The sequence below is a fragment of the Bacillus andreraoultii genome (assembly GCF_001244735.1).
Lineage (GTDB): Bacteria > Bacillota > Bacilli > Bacillales > Caldibacillaceae > Caldifermentibacillus > Caldifermentibacillus andreraoultii.
The window spans coordinates 144,419-159,919 of sequence record NZ_LN868937.1 but is presented as its reverse complement, the minus strand read 5'-3'; the positions used below and the strand labels follow the sequence as shown (position 1 = coordinate 159,919).

The 15,501-nt window shown below is 35.7% G+C and carries 14 protein-coding genes and 1 pseudogene; 7 read left to right on the top strand and 8 right to left on the bottom strand.

Features of this window, described 5'->3' with window-relative positions; genetic code table 11:
• Positions 1 to 80 precede the first annotated feature (80 nt).
• From BN2144_RS06240 to BN2144_RS06230, 3 genes are all read right to left on the bottom strand, one after another.
• Positions 81 to 2,135, bottom strand: a complete 2,055-nt coding sequence (locus BN2144_RS06240; protein ID WP_033827419.1) for a catalase — start codon at positions 2,133 to 2,135, stop codon at positions 81 to 83.
• Between the two features lie 859 nt (positions 2,136 to 2,994).
• Positions 2,995 to 4,161 (bottom strand): IS256 family transposase, encoded by a 1,167-nt coding sequence (locus BN2144_RS06235; protein WP_033826335.1) that lies wholly within the window; start codon positions 4,159 to 4,161, stop codon positions 2,995 to 2,997.
• 299 nt (positions 4,162 to 4,460) lie between these two features.
• Entirely contained in the window at positions 4,461 to 4,958 is a 498-nt protein-coding gene (locus tag BN2144_RS06230) for an LURP-one-related/scramblase family protein (RefSeq protein ID WP_033827418.1), read from the bottom strand.
• 122 nt (positions 4,959 to 5,080) lie between these two features.
• On the opposite strand from BN2144_RS06230, the gene BN2144_RS06225 reads away from it, so the two are divergent.
• Both BN2144_RS06225 and BN2144_RS06220 read left to right on the top strand, forming a co-directional pair.
• Positions 5,081 to 5,542: a hypothetical protein gene (locus tag BN2144_RS06225; RefSeq protein WP_033827417.1), complete on the top strand. Its 462-nt coding sequence runs from the start codon at positions 5,081 to 5,083 to the stop codon at positions 5,540 to 5,542.
• Between the two features lie 482 nt (positions 5,543 to 6,024).
• Entirely contained in the window at positions 6,025 to 7,440 is a 1,416-nt protein-coding gene (locus tag BN2144_RS06220; protein WP_042337683.1) for a peptide MFS transporter, read from the top strand.
• A gap of 299 nt (positions 7,441 to 7,739) precedes the next feature.
• Here the strand turns inward: BN2144_RS06220 and BN2144_RS06215 are convergent, their stop codons facing one another.
• Together BN2144_RS06215 and BN2144_RS06210 are read right to left on the bottom strand one after the other, a co-directional pair.
• A complete protein-coding gene (locus tag BN2144_RS06215; protein ID WP_033827416.1) occupies positions 7,740 to 7,922 on the bottom strand; it encodes a hypothetical protein in 183 nt (60 codons plus the stop codon).
• Positions 7,923 to 7,934: 12 nt separating this feature from the next.
• Positions 7,935 to 9,131 carry a class I SAM-dependent rRNA methyltransferase gene (locus BN2144_RS06210; protein ID WP_033827415.1) on the bottom strand — a complete coding sequence of 399 codons (1,197 nt, stop codon included), beginning with the start codon at positions 9,129 to 9,131 and terminating at the stop codon, positions 7,935 to 7,937.
• A gap of 264 nt (positions 9,132 to 9,395) precedes the next feature.
• Here BN2144_RS06210 and BN2144_RS20915 point away from each other — a divergent pair.
• The 5 genes and pseudogenes from BN2144_RS20915 to BN2144_RS06190 all read left to right on the top strand — a co-directional run.
• A pseudogene (locus tag BN2144_RS20915) lies at positions 9,396 to 9,920 on the top strand (protoglobin domain-containing protein); the annotation flags it as partial.
• 102 nt (positions 9,921 to 10,022) lie between these two features.
• Positions 10,023 to 10,691 (top strand): methyl-accepting chemotaxis protein, encoded by a 669-nt coding sequence (locus tag BN2144_RS20910; RefSeq protein ID WP_407638058.1) that lies wholly within the window; start codon positions 10,023 to 10,025, stop codon positions 10,689 to 10,691.
• 576 nt (positions 10,692 to 11,267) lie between these two features.
• On the top strand, positions 11,268 to 11,738 hold the full coding sequence (locus BN2144_RS06200) for a DUF4143 domain-containing protein (RefSeq protein ID WP_033827413.1): 471 nt from the start codon (positions 11,268 to 11,270) through the stop codon (positions 11,736 to 11,738).
• Positions 11,739 to 12,016: 278 nt separating this feature from the next.
• Positions 12,017 to 12,358 (top strand): PadR family transcriptional regulator, encoded by a 342-nt coding sequence (locus tag BN2144_RS06195; protein WP_033827412.1) that lies wholly within the window; start codon positions 12,017 to 12,019, stop codon positions 12,356 to 12,358.
• A complete protein-coding gene (locus BN2144_RS06190; RefSeq protein ID WP_033827687.1) occupies positions 12,358 to 12,690 on the top strand; it encodes a DUF1048 domain-containing protein in 333 nt (110 codons plus the stop codon). The genes BN2144_RS06195 and BN2144_RS06190 overlap by 1 nt, the downstream gene beginning before the upstream one ends.
• Positions 12,691 to 12,762: 72 nt before the next feature.
• Here the strand turns inward: BN2144_RS06190 and BN2144_RS06185 are convergent, their stop codons facing one another.
• From BN2144_RS06185 to BN2144_RS06175, 3 genes are read right to left on the bottom strand one after another with little or no spacing between them, the layout of a single operon-like run.
• Positions 12,763 to 12,948 (bottom strand): hypothetical protein, encoded by a 186-nt coding sequence (locus BN2144_RS06185; protein WP_033827411.1) that lies wholly within the window; start codon positions 12,946 to 12,948, stop codon positions 12,763 to 12,765.
• A gap of 59 nt (positions 12,949 to 13,007) precedes the next feature.
• Positions 13,008 to 14,183: a M20 family metallopeptidase gene (locus tag BN2144_RS06180; RefSeq protein ID WP_033827410.1), complete on the bottom strand. Its 1,176-nt coding sequence runs from the start codon at positions 14,181 to 14,183 to the stop codon at positions 13,008 to 13,010.
• 15 nt (positions 14,184 to 14,198) lie between these two features.
• On the bottom strand, positions 14,199 to 15,431 hold the full coding sequence (locus BN2144_RS06175; RefSeq protein WP_050632226.1) for an MFS transporter: 1,233 nt from the start codon (positions 15,429 to 15,431) through the stop codon (positions 14,199 to 14,201).
• Positions 15,432 to 15,501 lie beyond the last annotated feature (70 nt).

Sequence of the window (15,501 nt, the reverse complement as noted above, 5' to 3'; positions counted from 1 at the left end):
TGAGCGGTAAAAAAATGAATTATTCATATACGTTAATAAAAATTAGGGTACACCATTGTGGTACCCTTCTTCTATCGTTATTAAGTTCGATTCCAAAACCGTTGCTGGGCTATTGCTAAAATAAATTCTTCTCCAAAGTTTGGATTATTTGTTGCAAAAACAACTCCAGCTAAATTATTGCCTTTTGAAGCAGACATAAGCGGTTGCCCCATTGAAGCAACGCCAATTGGTTTGTATAGCTTATATGCTCCATTAATAAATTTGTTCACATTGGCATTAAATCTCTCTTGTTTTTTATGACGTCCGCCAACGACATAAAGAGCATCTAGTAGATAAGGACTTGTCGTAATGAACGATTCATCGACTTTTAGCTTTTTACCATCATCACCTGTGACAGTACCGAGTGTTTCACTAACAATGACGATAAAAACTCCATATTTATTTAATAGATTTAAAACGTTTATCACTTCCTCACTGTCAAAGCCATTACCAATTAACACCCCTACTTTTAGTGTATGTGCATATTTCGGGGTACTCGCCTGACTTAGTGATGGATATCTTGTAGAAACAGGGACATGGGTCCCACTCGGGCGATCTACACCAATATTATCAGCTACAATATTGGCTAAATCTTTATCAATATTCACTAACAAATTGACATTTTGCTGGCGGACAGATTCACTTCTCACTTTTCCGAGTTGATAGCTAAACGCTTCAATTGTGTGTTGTTTTTCAACAAGTGTCAGGCTATTCCAGAAGATTCTTGGCTGGGTAAAGAAGTCGTTAAATGATTCACTGCGAGCACGGATGACATGCCCCTCTACTTTTTTTGGATAATGTTCATAACCACCTTGTTCTACTGGGGTCTCGTACGGCGTATTATTGCATAGCGAATTTCGATGATAATTTACTTGATCAATATCAATACGATACCTCATAGTGCCTCTACGTTGATTATTATGAAATGGACAAAGCGGCTTATTAATCGGTAATTCTTGAAAATTTGGTCCCATCCGATGTGTTTGTGCCATATGATAAGCAATTAATCTTCCTTGCAGTACAGGGTCATTGGAAAAGCCAATTCCAGGAACGACATTAGCTGGATTAAAAGCTGCTTGTTCAGATTCGGTATGGTAATTATCTATGTTTCTATTCAGTGTCATTTTCCCGATGATTTGAACAGGGATCAACTCTTCTGGCCAAAACTTGGACGGGTCAAGAATATCAAAATCAAATTTAAATTCATCCTCCATCGGAATCAACTGGACACCTAGTTCATACTCCGGGTAAAAACCTTTATTAATTGCCTCTCGGAGGTCTTTGCGGTGGAAATCAGGGTCTAAGCCACCAATTTTTATTGCTTCTTCATTAAGTAAAGAATGGACACCTAGAACAGGCTTCCAAACAAAACGAACAAAGGTAGCCACATCTTGTTCATTAATAAATAAGTACGTATTAATGGACCACGATTCCATCATTCGGTAACTTCTTAACACTCCCCGTGGCGACATAATCCACGTCACCATATGGATGGAATCCGGATTATTGGCAACATAATCCCAAAATCGGTCGTGTGCACCGGTAGCAGTTGGGATATCATCATCTGACTTTGCCTGGTAAGCATGAATCATATCTGGAAATTGCATTGGATCTTGATTAATTAATACAGGCATGGCAATCGTTGTTAGATCGTAATTTCCTTCTTCTGTATAAAACTTAACACCTTGACAACGTAAATCTCTTGCTGTATCGTATGACCCTCTTGGACCTTGTACAGTGGAGAAACGAATTGTTAAAGGCGTCTTTTTCCCTGGTTCTTGTAAAAAACATGCTCTTGTTACATGTTTCATCGACTGGTAACATTCAAACTCCCCATGGGCACTATACCCTCTAGCATGAACTACCCTTTCCGGTTGCTCTTCCTGTACGAAATGAGACATTTTCTCAAAGTACTGCCAGTCTTCATGTAAGGTTGGACCGCGGACACCAGCTTTCAATATGTCTGTATCATTTGCTATTTTTCTCCCTTGATTAGTCGTCAATGGTTTCCCTGCGTTCTGGATACGGTACCGGTCTAATTGCTGTTGTTTTTCATCGATATTAGGGCTTTTATTTCTTGCTGACTTTTCATCCATGTAATCACCCATCCCCTTATTGACATTTAACTACATATATATCCATATGATACTAAGATTATGGATATTCATTATTAATATGAACAAGTCAACGAACCTGGATAAAAAAACTTGCTGATGAATTAGAAAAGGTGCCGGGGTGATTGAATTTGTCTCCTTTTTTTATTAGGCTGTTTACTTGATATTTTTTACTCGTTCTATACGCCCGGTTCTGCTGAATTTCTATCAATTTTGGCTCATAGATTACTTCTATGAACCTATTTTTACGGAAACTCTATCATTTTCGGCTCATAGACCGCTTCTATGAACCACTTTTTGCAGAATCCTCATCGTTTTCGGCTCATAGAACACTTCTATGAACCCTTTTTTGCGGAATCCCAATCATTTTTGACTCATAGAACACTTCTATGAACCCTTTTTTGTGGAATCCCAATCATTTTTGGCTCATAGTACACTTCTATGAACCCTTTTTTGCGGAATCCCAATCATTTTTGGCTCATAGACCGCTTCTATGAACCCTTTTTTGCGGAATCCCAATCAATTTTGGCTCATAGATTACTTCTATGAACCCTTTTTTGCGGAATCCCAATCATTTTTGGCTCATAGACCGCTTCTATGAACCCTTTTTTGCGGAATCCCAATCAATTTTGGCTCATAGATTACTTCTATGAACCTGTTTTTACGGAAACTCTATCATTTTCGGCTCATAGACCGCTTCTATGAGTCAAGTCCATAACTTTGTGTAAAATCAAATATACAATGATTCAACCAATTATGGAATATAGTGCGATTTTGTAAGGAAAAAGGGGGTACCCCCTTTTTCCTTACAAAATTTTCGCTGCGCGTATATGGGTATTAGTTAATTTAAAAATTTCTTTCCTCCAGAATCTAGTGTCTCCTCTATATCCATAAGAACAGCACCAATCAATCTGAACGCTGATTGATTGTTCGGATAAATCCGGATTACCCGATCCCTCCGGCGAACTTCTTGATTTATTCTTTCTAAATTATTGGTCGTTCTTAGACTTTTCCGATAAGATTTTGGTTCATTAAAAAATTGAATGGCATCTTCAAATCCCTCATCTAATAACTTGGCTGCTTTTGAAAAAAGGGAATCTTCCTCATATGTTTCCATGAATTGTTCCTTTAATTTCCTTGCCTCCTTAATACCAGGTGCATCAAATATATCTTTTATTAAATCCATTACCTCTTTTGACCCTTTTTTAGGCATGGCATCTTTTAGATTCTTCTTGAAATGAAAAGTACAACGTTGCCATGTCGTACCAATAAATGACTCTCTAATGGCATTCTTTTGACCTTCATGGGCATCGGAAATAATAAGGCTCGGAGATTGAAGTCCCCTCGCTTTTAAATAGGCAAAAAACTCATTCCATCCTGCTTTAGATTCAGCGTGACTAACCTTCAAACCGATAATTTCCCTTTTATTCTGTTTATTCACACCTACGGCAATATAGACAGCTTTACTGACTACTCGATTGTGTTCTCGCACCTTAATATACATGGCATCGGTAAAAATATATTTATAATACATCACATTTAACGGACGCCCTGCCCACTTATTCACTTCTGCATCTAACTTTTCAGTTAGTCCGGATATAAATGATTTTGATACTTCTTCTCCGCATAGTTGTTTAACTACTTTCTTTACCTTTCTAGTAGAGACACCATTTACCACCATTTCCAACATGGAAAGGACAAAAGATTGTTCCTTCCGTTGCCACTTCTCAAACAACGTTGGCGAAAACTGGCCATCTCGTGTTCTTGGTACTTTCAATTCAAGATTCCCTATGGATACGGTCAGACTTCTGTCATAGTAACCGTTTCGATGCCCAGTGCGCCCCTCCGTTCTTTCGTATGGAAGTGCTTGTATATAGTCATCCCTTTGTTGTTCCATTAATTGATTTAGTACAAGAACGAGAGAAGCTTTCATCACTTCATTCAAATTTGAGTTTACTACATCTACTTTTAAATCCTCCAAATTTAGGGTAAGCTGTAATTGAGTCATATCAATTTCTCCTTTGCAATTTTTTCTAGGGTTGAAAACATTGTTGCCAGAAGTTGATATGGCTTATTCTCTTTTTACACAATTATATGGACTTAATCGCTAGAGCCATCAGGTGAAAGAGAGCACCGAAAAGAAAGAGCGTTTTTCGGCCTTGATGCGATGTTGCTATAGCCTTTCTTGTGCGCTTATACTATCCTATACGCAAAAAAGCAGGAAAAATATTACTTCTTCCTGCACTTAGGGTACTTTTCTATCATTTTACAAGGATCCTATACATTTTTCCTACTTAACACATGATATTAGTTGACCGATGCTGAAGAGGCGGCCGCTTCATCAGCCTTCACGCAGTCAATTGCAATGACAATAGCAATAATCATTTTTTCCATCTCTTCATTTAATATTTGAACTTTATAGCTATCTCCCCAAGTGAACCACTCCTTACTTACTTGACCAACGACTTCACCATATTGTAGGACTTGGAAATCCATATCTAACCAATTTCCACGTACTTCGACACCTGCTGCCTCAATCGAATACCGTGCTTTAAAGAAAGACAACTCTTTCTTAATCGTTAATACTTCTCGTCCATTCACCTCAACGAAAAACTTTGGTAAAAAGCTAAACACCTTCTTTGTAATCCGTGCAACTTCTTCACTATTGGAATTCTTTACAGAGAAAGATTTTGGAATTTGCATAAAACTCCCTTCCACATAATAAACATCTTTCCCCTCTTGATTCTTTACTGTAAACTTCCCGCTTAAACTAAATACCTTTTGCTTTATGTATAGCTGTTCCATACAACCCCTCCTTTCATTCAGTATAATTCATATTGATTACAATGAATCCATTTTCTTCTATAAATTTATCTGCATAAATAGAAACTCACTAGTAGATGCTTATAGAAAAAGGACGAAATTCGATGATTGTTTTTATATCTTCAATTATTCTGTTTAATTTACTTGCTTTTACAACAAACAAACGACTTAATAAAAATCAATTAATTCATATATGGACGTTCACCATTTCCTTCCAAGCGGTTACAGAGACTTTCATTGACTTTAAATACCATGGCTATTGGTACTTTACAAAGGAAATTAATTGGTTTGTGCTCCCTGCACTTACTGTTATCATTCCTCCTGTTAATATGTTGTATTTAAATTGGTATCCATTTCAGCAAAAAATCTATAAACAAATTATTTATATATTCTGTTGGGTAATTGCTATTACACTGTATGAACTGGTCGCAATATTGCCTGAACCTTGGGGTTACTTCCGCTATGGTTGGTGGAAGACCAGGTACTCATTCATTCTAAATCCTTTCTTATTAGTTTCAGTATTGGCTTATTATAAGTGGGTGTCAAAAAGCGAGGAGATACGGTAAAACGATAAACTCTTTGTAGTAACAAATTTAATAATAAAACATATTTAGTTCCTATCGGGGAAAAGATAATAATTATATCCATAGTTAACCCCAAACGACTAGCTAGCAGGGGGGCTATTCATTTATCTAAATCAATAGATGTTACTATGGTCTTTAATATAATCAAAAGTCACTCATGACAGATTGATCAACTTAGTTTATAATTACATTGCCTGTCGAATTTACTTAGTTACTGTCATTCATACCAATTGTTTCAATATAGTAAATATTGGTTTTACTTCCCTTTATATACATCCTTCTAAACTTTAATACCCAATCCTATCAATGCTTTAAACGTCAAATGATATAATATTGATTAAATTAGACATTTTGTCAATTTTGCTTCTTCAAGAATTTCATTGACGATTTCATCACTAATAAACTAATATAAATTATATTAAAATAATTTACACGAATACTTATCATAACTGGGGGGCTTTTATATGGCTACAACTATGACTAAACAAACAGAGAAACACCCTCCTGGATTATATCTGTTATTTTTGACAGAAATGTGGGAGCGATTTAGTTATTATGGAATGAGAGCGATCCTAGTCCTATACTTAACCAAATCTTTAATTAACGGTGGGTTAGGCATGGATCAACGTACTGCTCTTATGTTATATGGATTCTTTACAGGAGCAGTTTATTTTACACCCTTAATTGGTGGATACCTTTCTGATAGGTACCTAGGTCAACGACTAGCCATTACAATGGGCGGAATTACAATGGCAATAGGAAACTTTGTTCTTTTTGCCCATCAAAGTTTTACCGCCGTGTACATCGGTTTAGGCTTACTTATTATTGGTAACGGATTTTTCAAACCAAATATCTCCACTGTTGTTGGTGAGCTTTATGGTCCTAATGATAAACGACGCGATAGTGCGTTTACAATTTTCTACATGGGCATTAACACAGGGGCATTCTTCGCACCATTACTTATTGGTGCAATCACTGATAAGTGGTTTGCAGTCCAAGCAAGTGGAGTAATCGAATATGGTTATAAGTATGGATTCCTTGCATCTGCAATTGGTATGGTTATTGGACAAATTGTCTTTAATGCTTTAGGAAATCGTTTCTTAGGTGATATCGGTAAAAAACCTGTTGGAAAACCACAAACGTCAAATACAGGTTCAGTGGAAAAACAAAAACTTACAAAAGTAGAAAAAAATAGAACAACAGTTATTTTTATTTTAGCTGCATTTGTTATTTTCTTCTGGGCCGGATTTGAACAAGCTGGTGGAGCGTTAAGCATTTACACAGATAAATTTGTTGATCGTTCCATCTTTGGATGGGAAATACCAACATCTTGGTTCCAATCTGTTAACCCGTTATTCATTATTCTTTTGGCACCAGTTGTATCAATGCTATGGACAAAATTAGCTAATTCAAAACGTGGTGACCTCCCAGTTCCAACAAAAATGGGACTTGGAATGATTATGCTAGGAATGGGCTTTATTGTTCTATTATTTGCGATTATGCAAACAGGTAGTGATGAACATAATATTACAACAAAGGCCAACATTATGTTTATCGTATTCACTTATCTTTTCCATACAATTGGTGAATTGTTCCTATCTCCTGTAGGACTATCATTTGTAAGTAAATATGCACCAGTTAAGTTTTCTTCCTTACTAATGGCTGTTTGGATGGCTAGTTCTTTTGTGGCAAATATCCTTGCCGGTCAATTAGGCGCGTTAACTGGAAATATGGGGTACTTTGAAGTATTTTCCGTTATTGGTATTGCAGTTATTGTTCTCGGTATCGTTCTTCTCACCTTGTCTAAAAAGCTTGTCCATTTGTTAGGTGACAACGAACAAGAGGGAGAAACGAACAAAGAACTATCGCACGCAAATTAAGATAAGCAGTCTAACCGTGATTACCAAATACGATCTTAAATAATCTGAATGTTTCATACATGGCACAACTGGTAAATGACCGGTTGTGCCTTTTTCTATCATTCATTGAAATATCCTCTCTCAGGTTTCTTGTGAAAAAGTATAAACATACCTTATGTTTGAATTTGCTTGTCTTCTTAATTACCAGTCGCCCGATTATAAAGCTGGTCAATTAAGACGTACTTGTGAAAGACTAACCTGATTATATATAAGAAAATACCCCTCGTTCCTTAGCTAAGTGAACAAAAGGGCTTTTCTCATTATCTATCTAATTCTTGATATTCCTTCATATAAGGTCCATTATCTGCTACAACCGAATGGTACAATGCTTTAATAGCTAAATTTTTCTCTAATCCCATTTCTACCTTTATCCGTTTTAACTCATCATGCAATTCACGATGCTGGTTAATTAATTTCGTCATAACTGATTTATTATATTTCATTCTGTCACATCCTTAACGTATTACCTTAATAAATACGACTTTTAAATAGTTGAATTCAGGAAAATTGTGCGGGACGGTAAAATCTTCTGGCAACCGATGCTCTTCTAAAATTTTGTAGCGTGTATTTGTTTCCGTAAATGCATTATCGATAAATGTTTTAAACTTTTTCATATGAAAACTTGCATTATTTGTTGAGGCAATGATAATTCCATCATCATTCGTAACTTTCAGAGCATCCTTTAACAGCTTCGGATAATCTTTCGCTGTACTGAATGTCATTTTTTTCGTACGGGCAAAACTTGGCGGATCTAATACAACAACATCATATTTCAATCCGTGACGTGCCGCATAATTAAAGTAATCAAAGACATTCATCACTTTAATATCCTGTAATTCAAAATCGATTCCGTTGACCGCAAATTGTTCAATTGTTTTTGGTAAGCTACGTTTTGCTAAATCGACACTTGTTGTCTTTATTGAACCACCTAATGCGGCAGCTACAGAAAACGCACCTGTATAAGAGAATGTATTTAATATTGTCTTCCCTTTTGAATATTTATCTCGTAATGCTGCACGAACATTGCGTTGATCTAAGAAAATTCCTGTCATTGCACCATCGTTTAAATAAACCGCATAGTTCATCCCATTTTCTTTAACAATTAACGGAAATTCCCCTTTTTCCCCTGATACATAATCATCCTGCTCCATATATTGACCATTTTTATTAAAGCGTAATTTTTCATAAACACCTCGGGGCTTCACCACTTCATTCAATGCTTGATAGATATCTTCACGGAATGAATAAATCCCTTCACTATACCAGCTCACCATATAAAAACCGTTGAAGAAATCAATCGTTAAACCACCAACCCCATCTCCTTCACCGTTAAACACACGGAAAGCAGTTGTATCTTCTGATTCATAAAAATTCGCCCGTTTTTTCACAGCATCACGAATTTTTTTATTAAAAAACTTTATATCAATTTTTTCCTTTTCCTTACGAGATAAAACCCAACCAATTCCTTTATTCTGGACGCCGTAATAACCCGTAGCTACATAGTTATCAAATGAATCGACTAATCGCAATAAGCTTCCCTCTTCAATTGGCGAAACAATCGGTTCAACTGCATCTTTTAAAATTAATGGATAGCCATTTGTGATAGCTTTCATTGCTATTTGTTTTATTTTTATATTTACAATCTGTCTCATCGTGTCATCCTTACTATTATTTAATTATTTTATTATGTCATTTTTCATCAAAATAAGCCAAAGAATGTCAGATAAACGAATACTTAACTATATCCCTTAAAATGATATCGAACAAACATGCCTATTCTAATTGAGATTAATTAGAAGTATTTTCCAACCCATTTATAGTATAATAATGTATGCTATTTTAAAATCATTTTAATTAACGATAGTAGCTTACAAAACATACATTTTGAGCAATACTTATATAGGAGAGGTTTTTTAATGAAATTATTCACGAAAAAAGAATTAACATCTTTGAAAGTAGAAGCGAGTAAACATAAGCCATATGTAAAGATAGATATTCATAAAGATCGTCATTTAACTAAACAACTATCTCTCATTAATCTTACTATAGATGATTTGGCTGTTGCAAAGGCGTTACAACCATTGATAAAAGCTAACATCGAAAAAATATATAACCCATTGTATGAGAACCCCTTCCCTGGAATCAGAAGTGTAGTAGATATGGCGCCAATAGGTATTGATTTAGTTGGTTCTCAACAATATGTCGTTGGCTTTTTTGACGGAGTAATTAACGATGCATTTGCCGATAAAAGATACCAACTGAGTAAATATTATATAAAGACAGGTGTAGAAGTAAAATGGTACCTAGTGACCAATCAAGCATTTTTAAACAATATATTAGATATATTAGAAGAATATTATCATGATGATATCGAAAGCTTTGCCTTAGCTTCCAAAGTTGTTACAAAAATCTTTAACTTAGAAACACAACTTTGCCTTTCAGCTATACAAGAGTTACAAAATGAGGCCACAGCAGCAAAAGAAGTGGAGGCAAAGCATAATATTAAAGAGACGATTGGCACCATTACTGAGGACTTAGCAGCCATGTCAGAAGAAGTTGGAATAGCCGTTTCTGATGCCATTGCTCATTCTGAAAGTATTATTTCATATCTTAACGAAGGATTACAATCTTCCATCTTCACCGCAAACGTATCTAAAAATGGGAGAACCCAGTTAGGCCAAGTGAATGAACAAATGATTTCTTTAAAAAATAGTGTAACTGATATTCAATCTACTATTCATTCATTAGAAGCAAATTCAAGGGAAATTGGAAATATTGTTGCATTTATTACTTCGGTTGCCGAACAAACGAATCTATTGGCTCTAAATGCAGCAATTGAAGCGGCAAGAGCAGGAGAACATGGAAGGGGGTTTTCAGTTGTTGCTAATGAAGTCAGGAAGTTAGCAGAACAAACAAAAATATCTTCAAATAATATAACTGAATTAATTCTCTCAACGACGAAACAAATTGAAAATGTAGTAACTCAAATACAAGAGCTAGATTCTAAAACGGTATTAGCGAATAAAAATGTACAGGATACAACAAGAAACTTTGATGATATTTTATCAGCCAGTATCACTAACAAGGAGCAGAATGAAAGAAGTAATGAGGAAATGACTAATTTCGCCCATATATTGAAAGAAATTGGTGAGGCAGGATCCAAAGTAGCTAATTTAGCAGACAGTTTAAATACAACCATGCATGAATATTAATAAAAGAACCCGTTTAAAACCGAACTTGTCTAACCTTTACACGAATCCTATTCATATAGCAGCATACCTGAATATAGAGGTTGTCCTAAAAATGGATATCCTAAACAATTGATAATCAAGAATATCGATATATCAAGGTTTTGAAACATGAATATGGGCATTCGAAAATCAAAAATACACTCTTTTTGTACAGCCCCATTTATTCATTTCATTTTCAGGCTGTTTTTGGAAACTTTGTTGTCTTTAGCATAGGCGGACACACATCCTTATGGCAAGACTCTGTAGTGTAAAAGGGGCAGGGACACGATAAACACTATATACATAGAATAGCCGGTTACCATTTACTGGAAACTAAAACCGGTTTACTTAGTATTGTCTTTTTTTATATTTAGAAGCTTTATATTTTCAGGATAGAAACCCAGAAGTTATAAACAGCTATTTGCCTTGGTCAAAAACAATTCAGCAAAATGTGTAAAATAACCTTAAATCTGATTAAGAAATCATGGTTTTACGGTTATTTGTAGTACGTACCATTAAGGTGCGTTTATTTTTTTATTCGGGCTTACTTTAGAGATTTTGTTTTTTATTCATCTCATTATTTTAGCCGATCCTGCCATTCGTAATGCTGTGTTAATGTTGGGAGAAGAAGTTCTGACAGATCCATTAGAAATGGGTACAATTATCGAAACGGCGGTATTTAAACATATCCATACATTCTTCTATGATCAACATCCTTCTATTGGTTATTTTCGGGATGCTAAAACTCAAAAAGAAATTGACATCATTGTTTCTTTCCCAATTGGTCGTATCTTAATTGAAGTGAAGTACAAACAAAATTCTACTATCTCTGAAAACGAAGCAATTGTAGAATGGGCGAATGATTCTCAAACAAAAGGAGCAATTGTGGTGACTCGTAATTACGATGATTACGGTATAATAAAGCACAAAACAAATACGAAAATCATTCGTATCCCCGCTTTTGCGTTTCTCTACTTATTAGGGCATGCAGAAAAAGAAGGATATGAACTGACGCAAGAAAATCTGTAGATGATTCCTTCTCTTAATAGATTTCAACCCATACGAAAATAGCATTGGTTTTATCCAGTGCTTTTTTATTTTTATAGCCTTATCTGCAAATAAAGCGAATACTTCATGGGTTAATTGTTCAGAATTATCCCTATCTCTTTACAATAGTTATATGAAAAAATTTTTTATTGACAAGCGTAGCTATTCAGTAATACAATATACTAGTAGTTAGTAACACTGAATACCAGTGTTACAGATTATAAAACAATTAAAAGTAAAAGATAAATAGAGGTGATAAAGTGGAAAATATCACAGAAATGCTGAAAGGGGTGCTTGAAGGGTGTGTGCTTGAAATCATCAGCCGTGGTGAAACTTACGGCTATGAAATTACACAACAGCTCCGAGAACTTGGCTTTACTGAAGTGGTTGAAGGCACCGTTTATACGATTACATTAAGGCTTGAGAAAAACAATCTAGTGGACATTGAGAAAAAACCATCCACTATGGGGCCGCCTAGAAAATTTTACACCCTTAACGAAGCAGGTCAAAAACAGCTTGAAATTTTTTGGAAAAAATGGGATTTCGTCTCAAGTAAAATTAATGAGCTCAAAAAATTAAAATCAAATGGAGATGTATTATGATGAGTTTTTTAGAAAAAATCTTTGGAGATTTTAGCGAAAAGAAAGAATGGCGTGAAATGGAAAACCGTGCAAAATCCTTACCCGAGGACTATTATAAAGCCTACAAAGCGATGCAAAAATATCTCTGGAACACTGGTGGCATGATGGATTGGCAAGAGACAATGTTCATCTTTAATCACATCATCGACCTTCTTGAAGAAGCAGCAGCCAATGGCAAACGCGTTAAAGAAGTTACTGGCAACGATGTAGCAGCCTTCTGTGATGATCTTGTCGTTGATGCAAAATCATGGGTTGATAAACAGCGCCAAAAACTGAACGATTCAATTAAATAATAAAACTCTGTTGAACAGCTTACTATCTGAAATGAGGTTACTATGAACTTTTTAGAAAAAATAACTGGCAAGCTATATGACTAAAGAAATAAAAGGTTTAGAAGCACGGGTAAAAGTATTACCAGAGCAAGCTTGAACAAATGTATGTAAAGTAACAAATGCTTTTCTTTGAAGATTAAAGCCCAATAAAAATTCCGCAATAGTTGCCATATTCCGACTAGCAAGTTCAACTAAATCTTTTAAACTTGTAAAAGACATGTGACCACTCCTTTAAAGAAGACGGTTCCCACGCCGAAACATAAGAACCGTCCCCTTGTTTACCCTAAATACTCTACAACAACGGCTGCCATTGCTTTTGCTGCGATGATTAGACTATCCTCATTAATAACAAATTTAGGATGATGGTGTGGATAAGCGGGACCATCCACCGGCTTTGCCCCAACGTAAAAGAAACTTCCTGGAACCTTTTGTAAATAATAGGCAAAATCCTCTGAAGCGGATGCAGGTGGTGTTTCAACAACTGCTTTAATTTCAGGAATTTCGGCTTTATTAATTGCATTAGCAACCAATTCCGTCATCTCTTTATCATTTACTAAAACAGGGTAATCATGTGAGTAGATTAAATCATAGGTAATATCAAATTCTTGAGCAATCCCTGCTAAAATTCGCTTAAATTCTGTTTCCACTTTAGCGCGAACTTCATCAGACATTGTCCGAACATCTCCTTCAAGTTCAACAGAATCTTTAATAATATTGAAGGACCCTTTCCCATCAAACGAACCGATAGTTACCGTTGCCATATCAAACGGATTAATTCGACGGCTGACAATCGTCTGGGCTGCGACAACGAAATGACTTGCAGCAACAATGCTGTCATTACTTGTATGAGGTGCAGAACCGTGTCCGCCTTTTCCTTGAATTTTCACTTTGAAATACGAACGTCCAGCTTGCATTTCCCCAGAACGATAGGCAACTTCCCCAGTATTTGCTAAAGACATTAGATGAATACCAAAAATATTATCAACACCTTCTAAACAACCATCTTCAATCATTGCAACTGCGCCACCAGGAGGCGTTTCTTCCGCAGGCTGATGCAAGATTACAACATTTCCCTTTAATTGATCTTTCATTTCGATTAAGCTTTCAGCTAAAATCATTAAATATGCAGTATGTCCATCATGACCGCATGCATGCATTACACCTGGATTTTGTGATTTAAACGGAACATCCGCTTCTTCTGATATTGGTAGGCCATCAAAATCAGCTCTTAGGGCAACAGTTTTACCCGGCTGACTGCCTTCAATAGTCACAACCACACCATATCCACCCACATTCGTTCGGACATTTACATCCTTATCTTTATAAAAATTAGCAATATATTGTGCCGTTTTTTCTTCTTTAAAAGATAATTCAGGATGTTGGTGCAAATACCTGCGAATTTCGATCATTCTTCCTTTTTTCTCATCGAGTTTTTGTAAAAGTTGATTTAACATCATTTTTTCCTCCTCTTATTTTTCTATCTTAACGGTAAGGGTAATGAGACCGCATACAACAATGGCAATTGCTAACGTGATAAATACAATGTTAAATGATCCTCCAGCCATTGAAATGAACACGCCAAATGTCATTGGGGCAACAAAGCCACCAAGTGTCCCACCTGTATTAACGATTCCAATAGATGAACCAATTACTTTCTCAGGTAAAATTTTGTGTGGCCAAGAGAAAATCGTTACAAAGATCGCCGTTAGTAAAAATGTAAGTAAATATAAGCAAACAACAGATGGAGCCAATGAATCAAAAAATACAATACCAATAAACAACAAGGATGAAAGAATACAGCTGCCTAATAAAAGTGCTTTCTCCTTGCCGGCAAAGTATTTCGTTAATAAAACCCCAGCAAATAAGGATGCTAATGCTCCACCAACGGCATTGAATGCCAGGATGGTTCCAACTGTACTAATTGATAAATCAAATTTAGTTTTTAGAAACGATGGTAGCCAAGACATATTTCCGTAAAAGCCAACATTTGCAATAAACATAGCGATAAATAAAATAAGCACATTTCGATTGGTAATTACTTCTTTAAAACTAATTTGTTTTGGCTGTTCTTTAATCTTAGGTGTTGGCGCACTATTTGGTACAAAGAAAATAACTAACAGTAACGAAATAGCAAAGAATACACCTAGAGCATAGTAACCATAATGCCAATTTAGATCAATCAATCGTGCCCCAATAACAAACGCTAAAATTCCACCAATCCCGTTCGTTGATAAAATAAGCGATTGGATAAAAGTCCGTCTTTCTACTGGAAAGTTTTCTGCAATCCCCTTCGAACAACTCGGGGGATAACCAGCATGGCCTACACCAGCCATGAAGCGAATCAAGATAAACACTAGTAAACTTCCGGCGAAACCAAATGTGAATGAAAATAATGTAATAAGTGATAGAGAAAGGATTAAAACCTTTTTATATCCAATCTTATCTGCCAGCCATCCCCCAGGTATTTGCATTAGCGAATAACCAAGGAAAAATAAACTCATCATTAATCCTGTTTGGCTTGTTGTGAGATGAAATTGATCGGCAATTGGGATAATCGCAGTAGAAATCATATTTTTGTCCATGTAAATCATAGAATAGCCAGCCATTAAAGCGGTAATTAACATTGCTTCACGAGAACCTTTGGCCTTTGGAACTAAAAGTTTGGCTTTGCTTTCTTTTAACGCTCCCTGAGAAACAGACATATATAGTCTCCTTCCAATAAACATGATGTCGTGAAAACGTTTTCTACATGTATTATTTTAAATCGTGTAG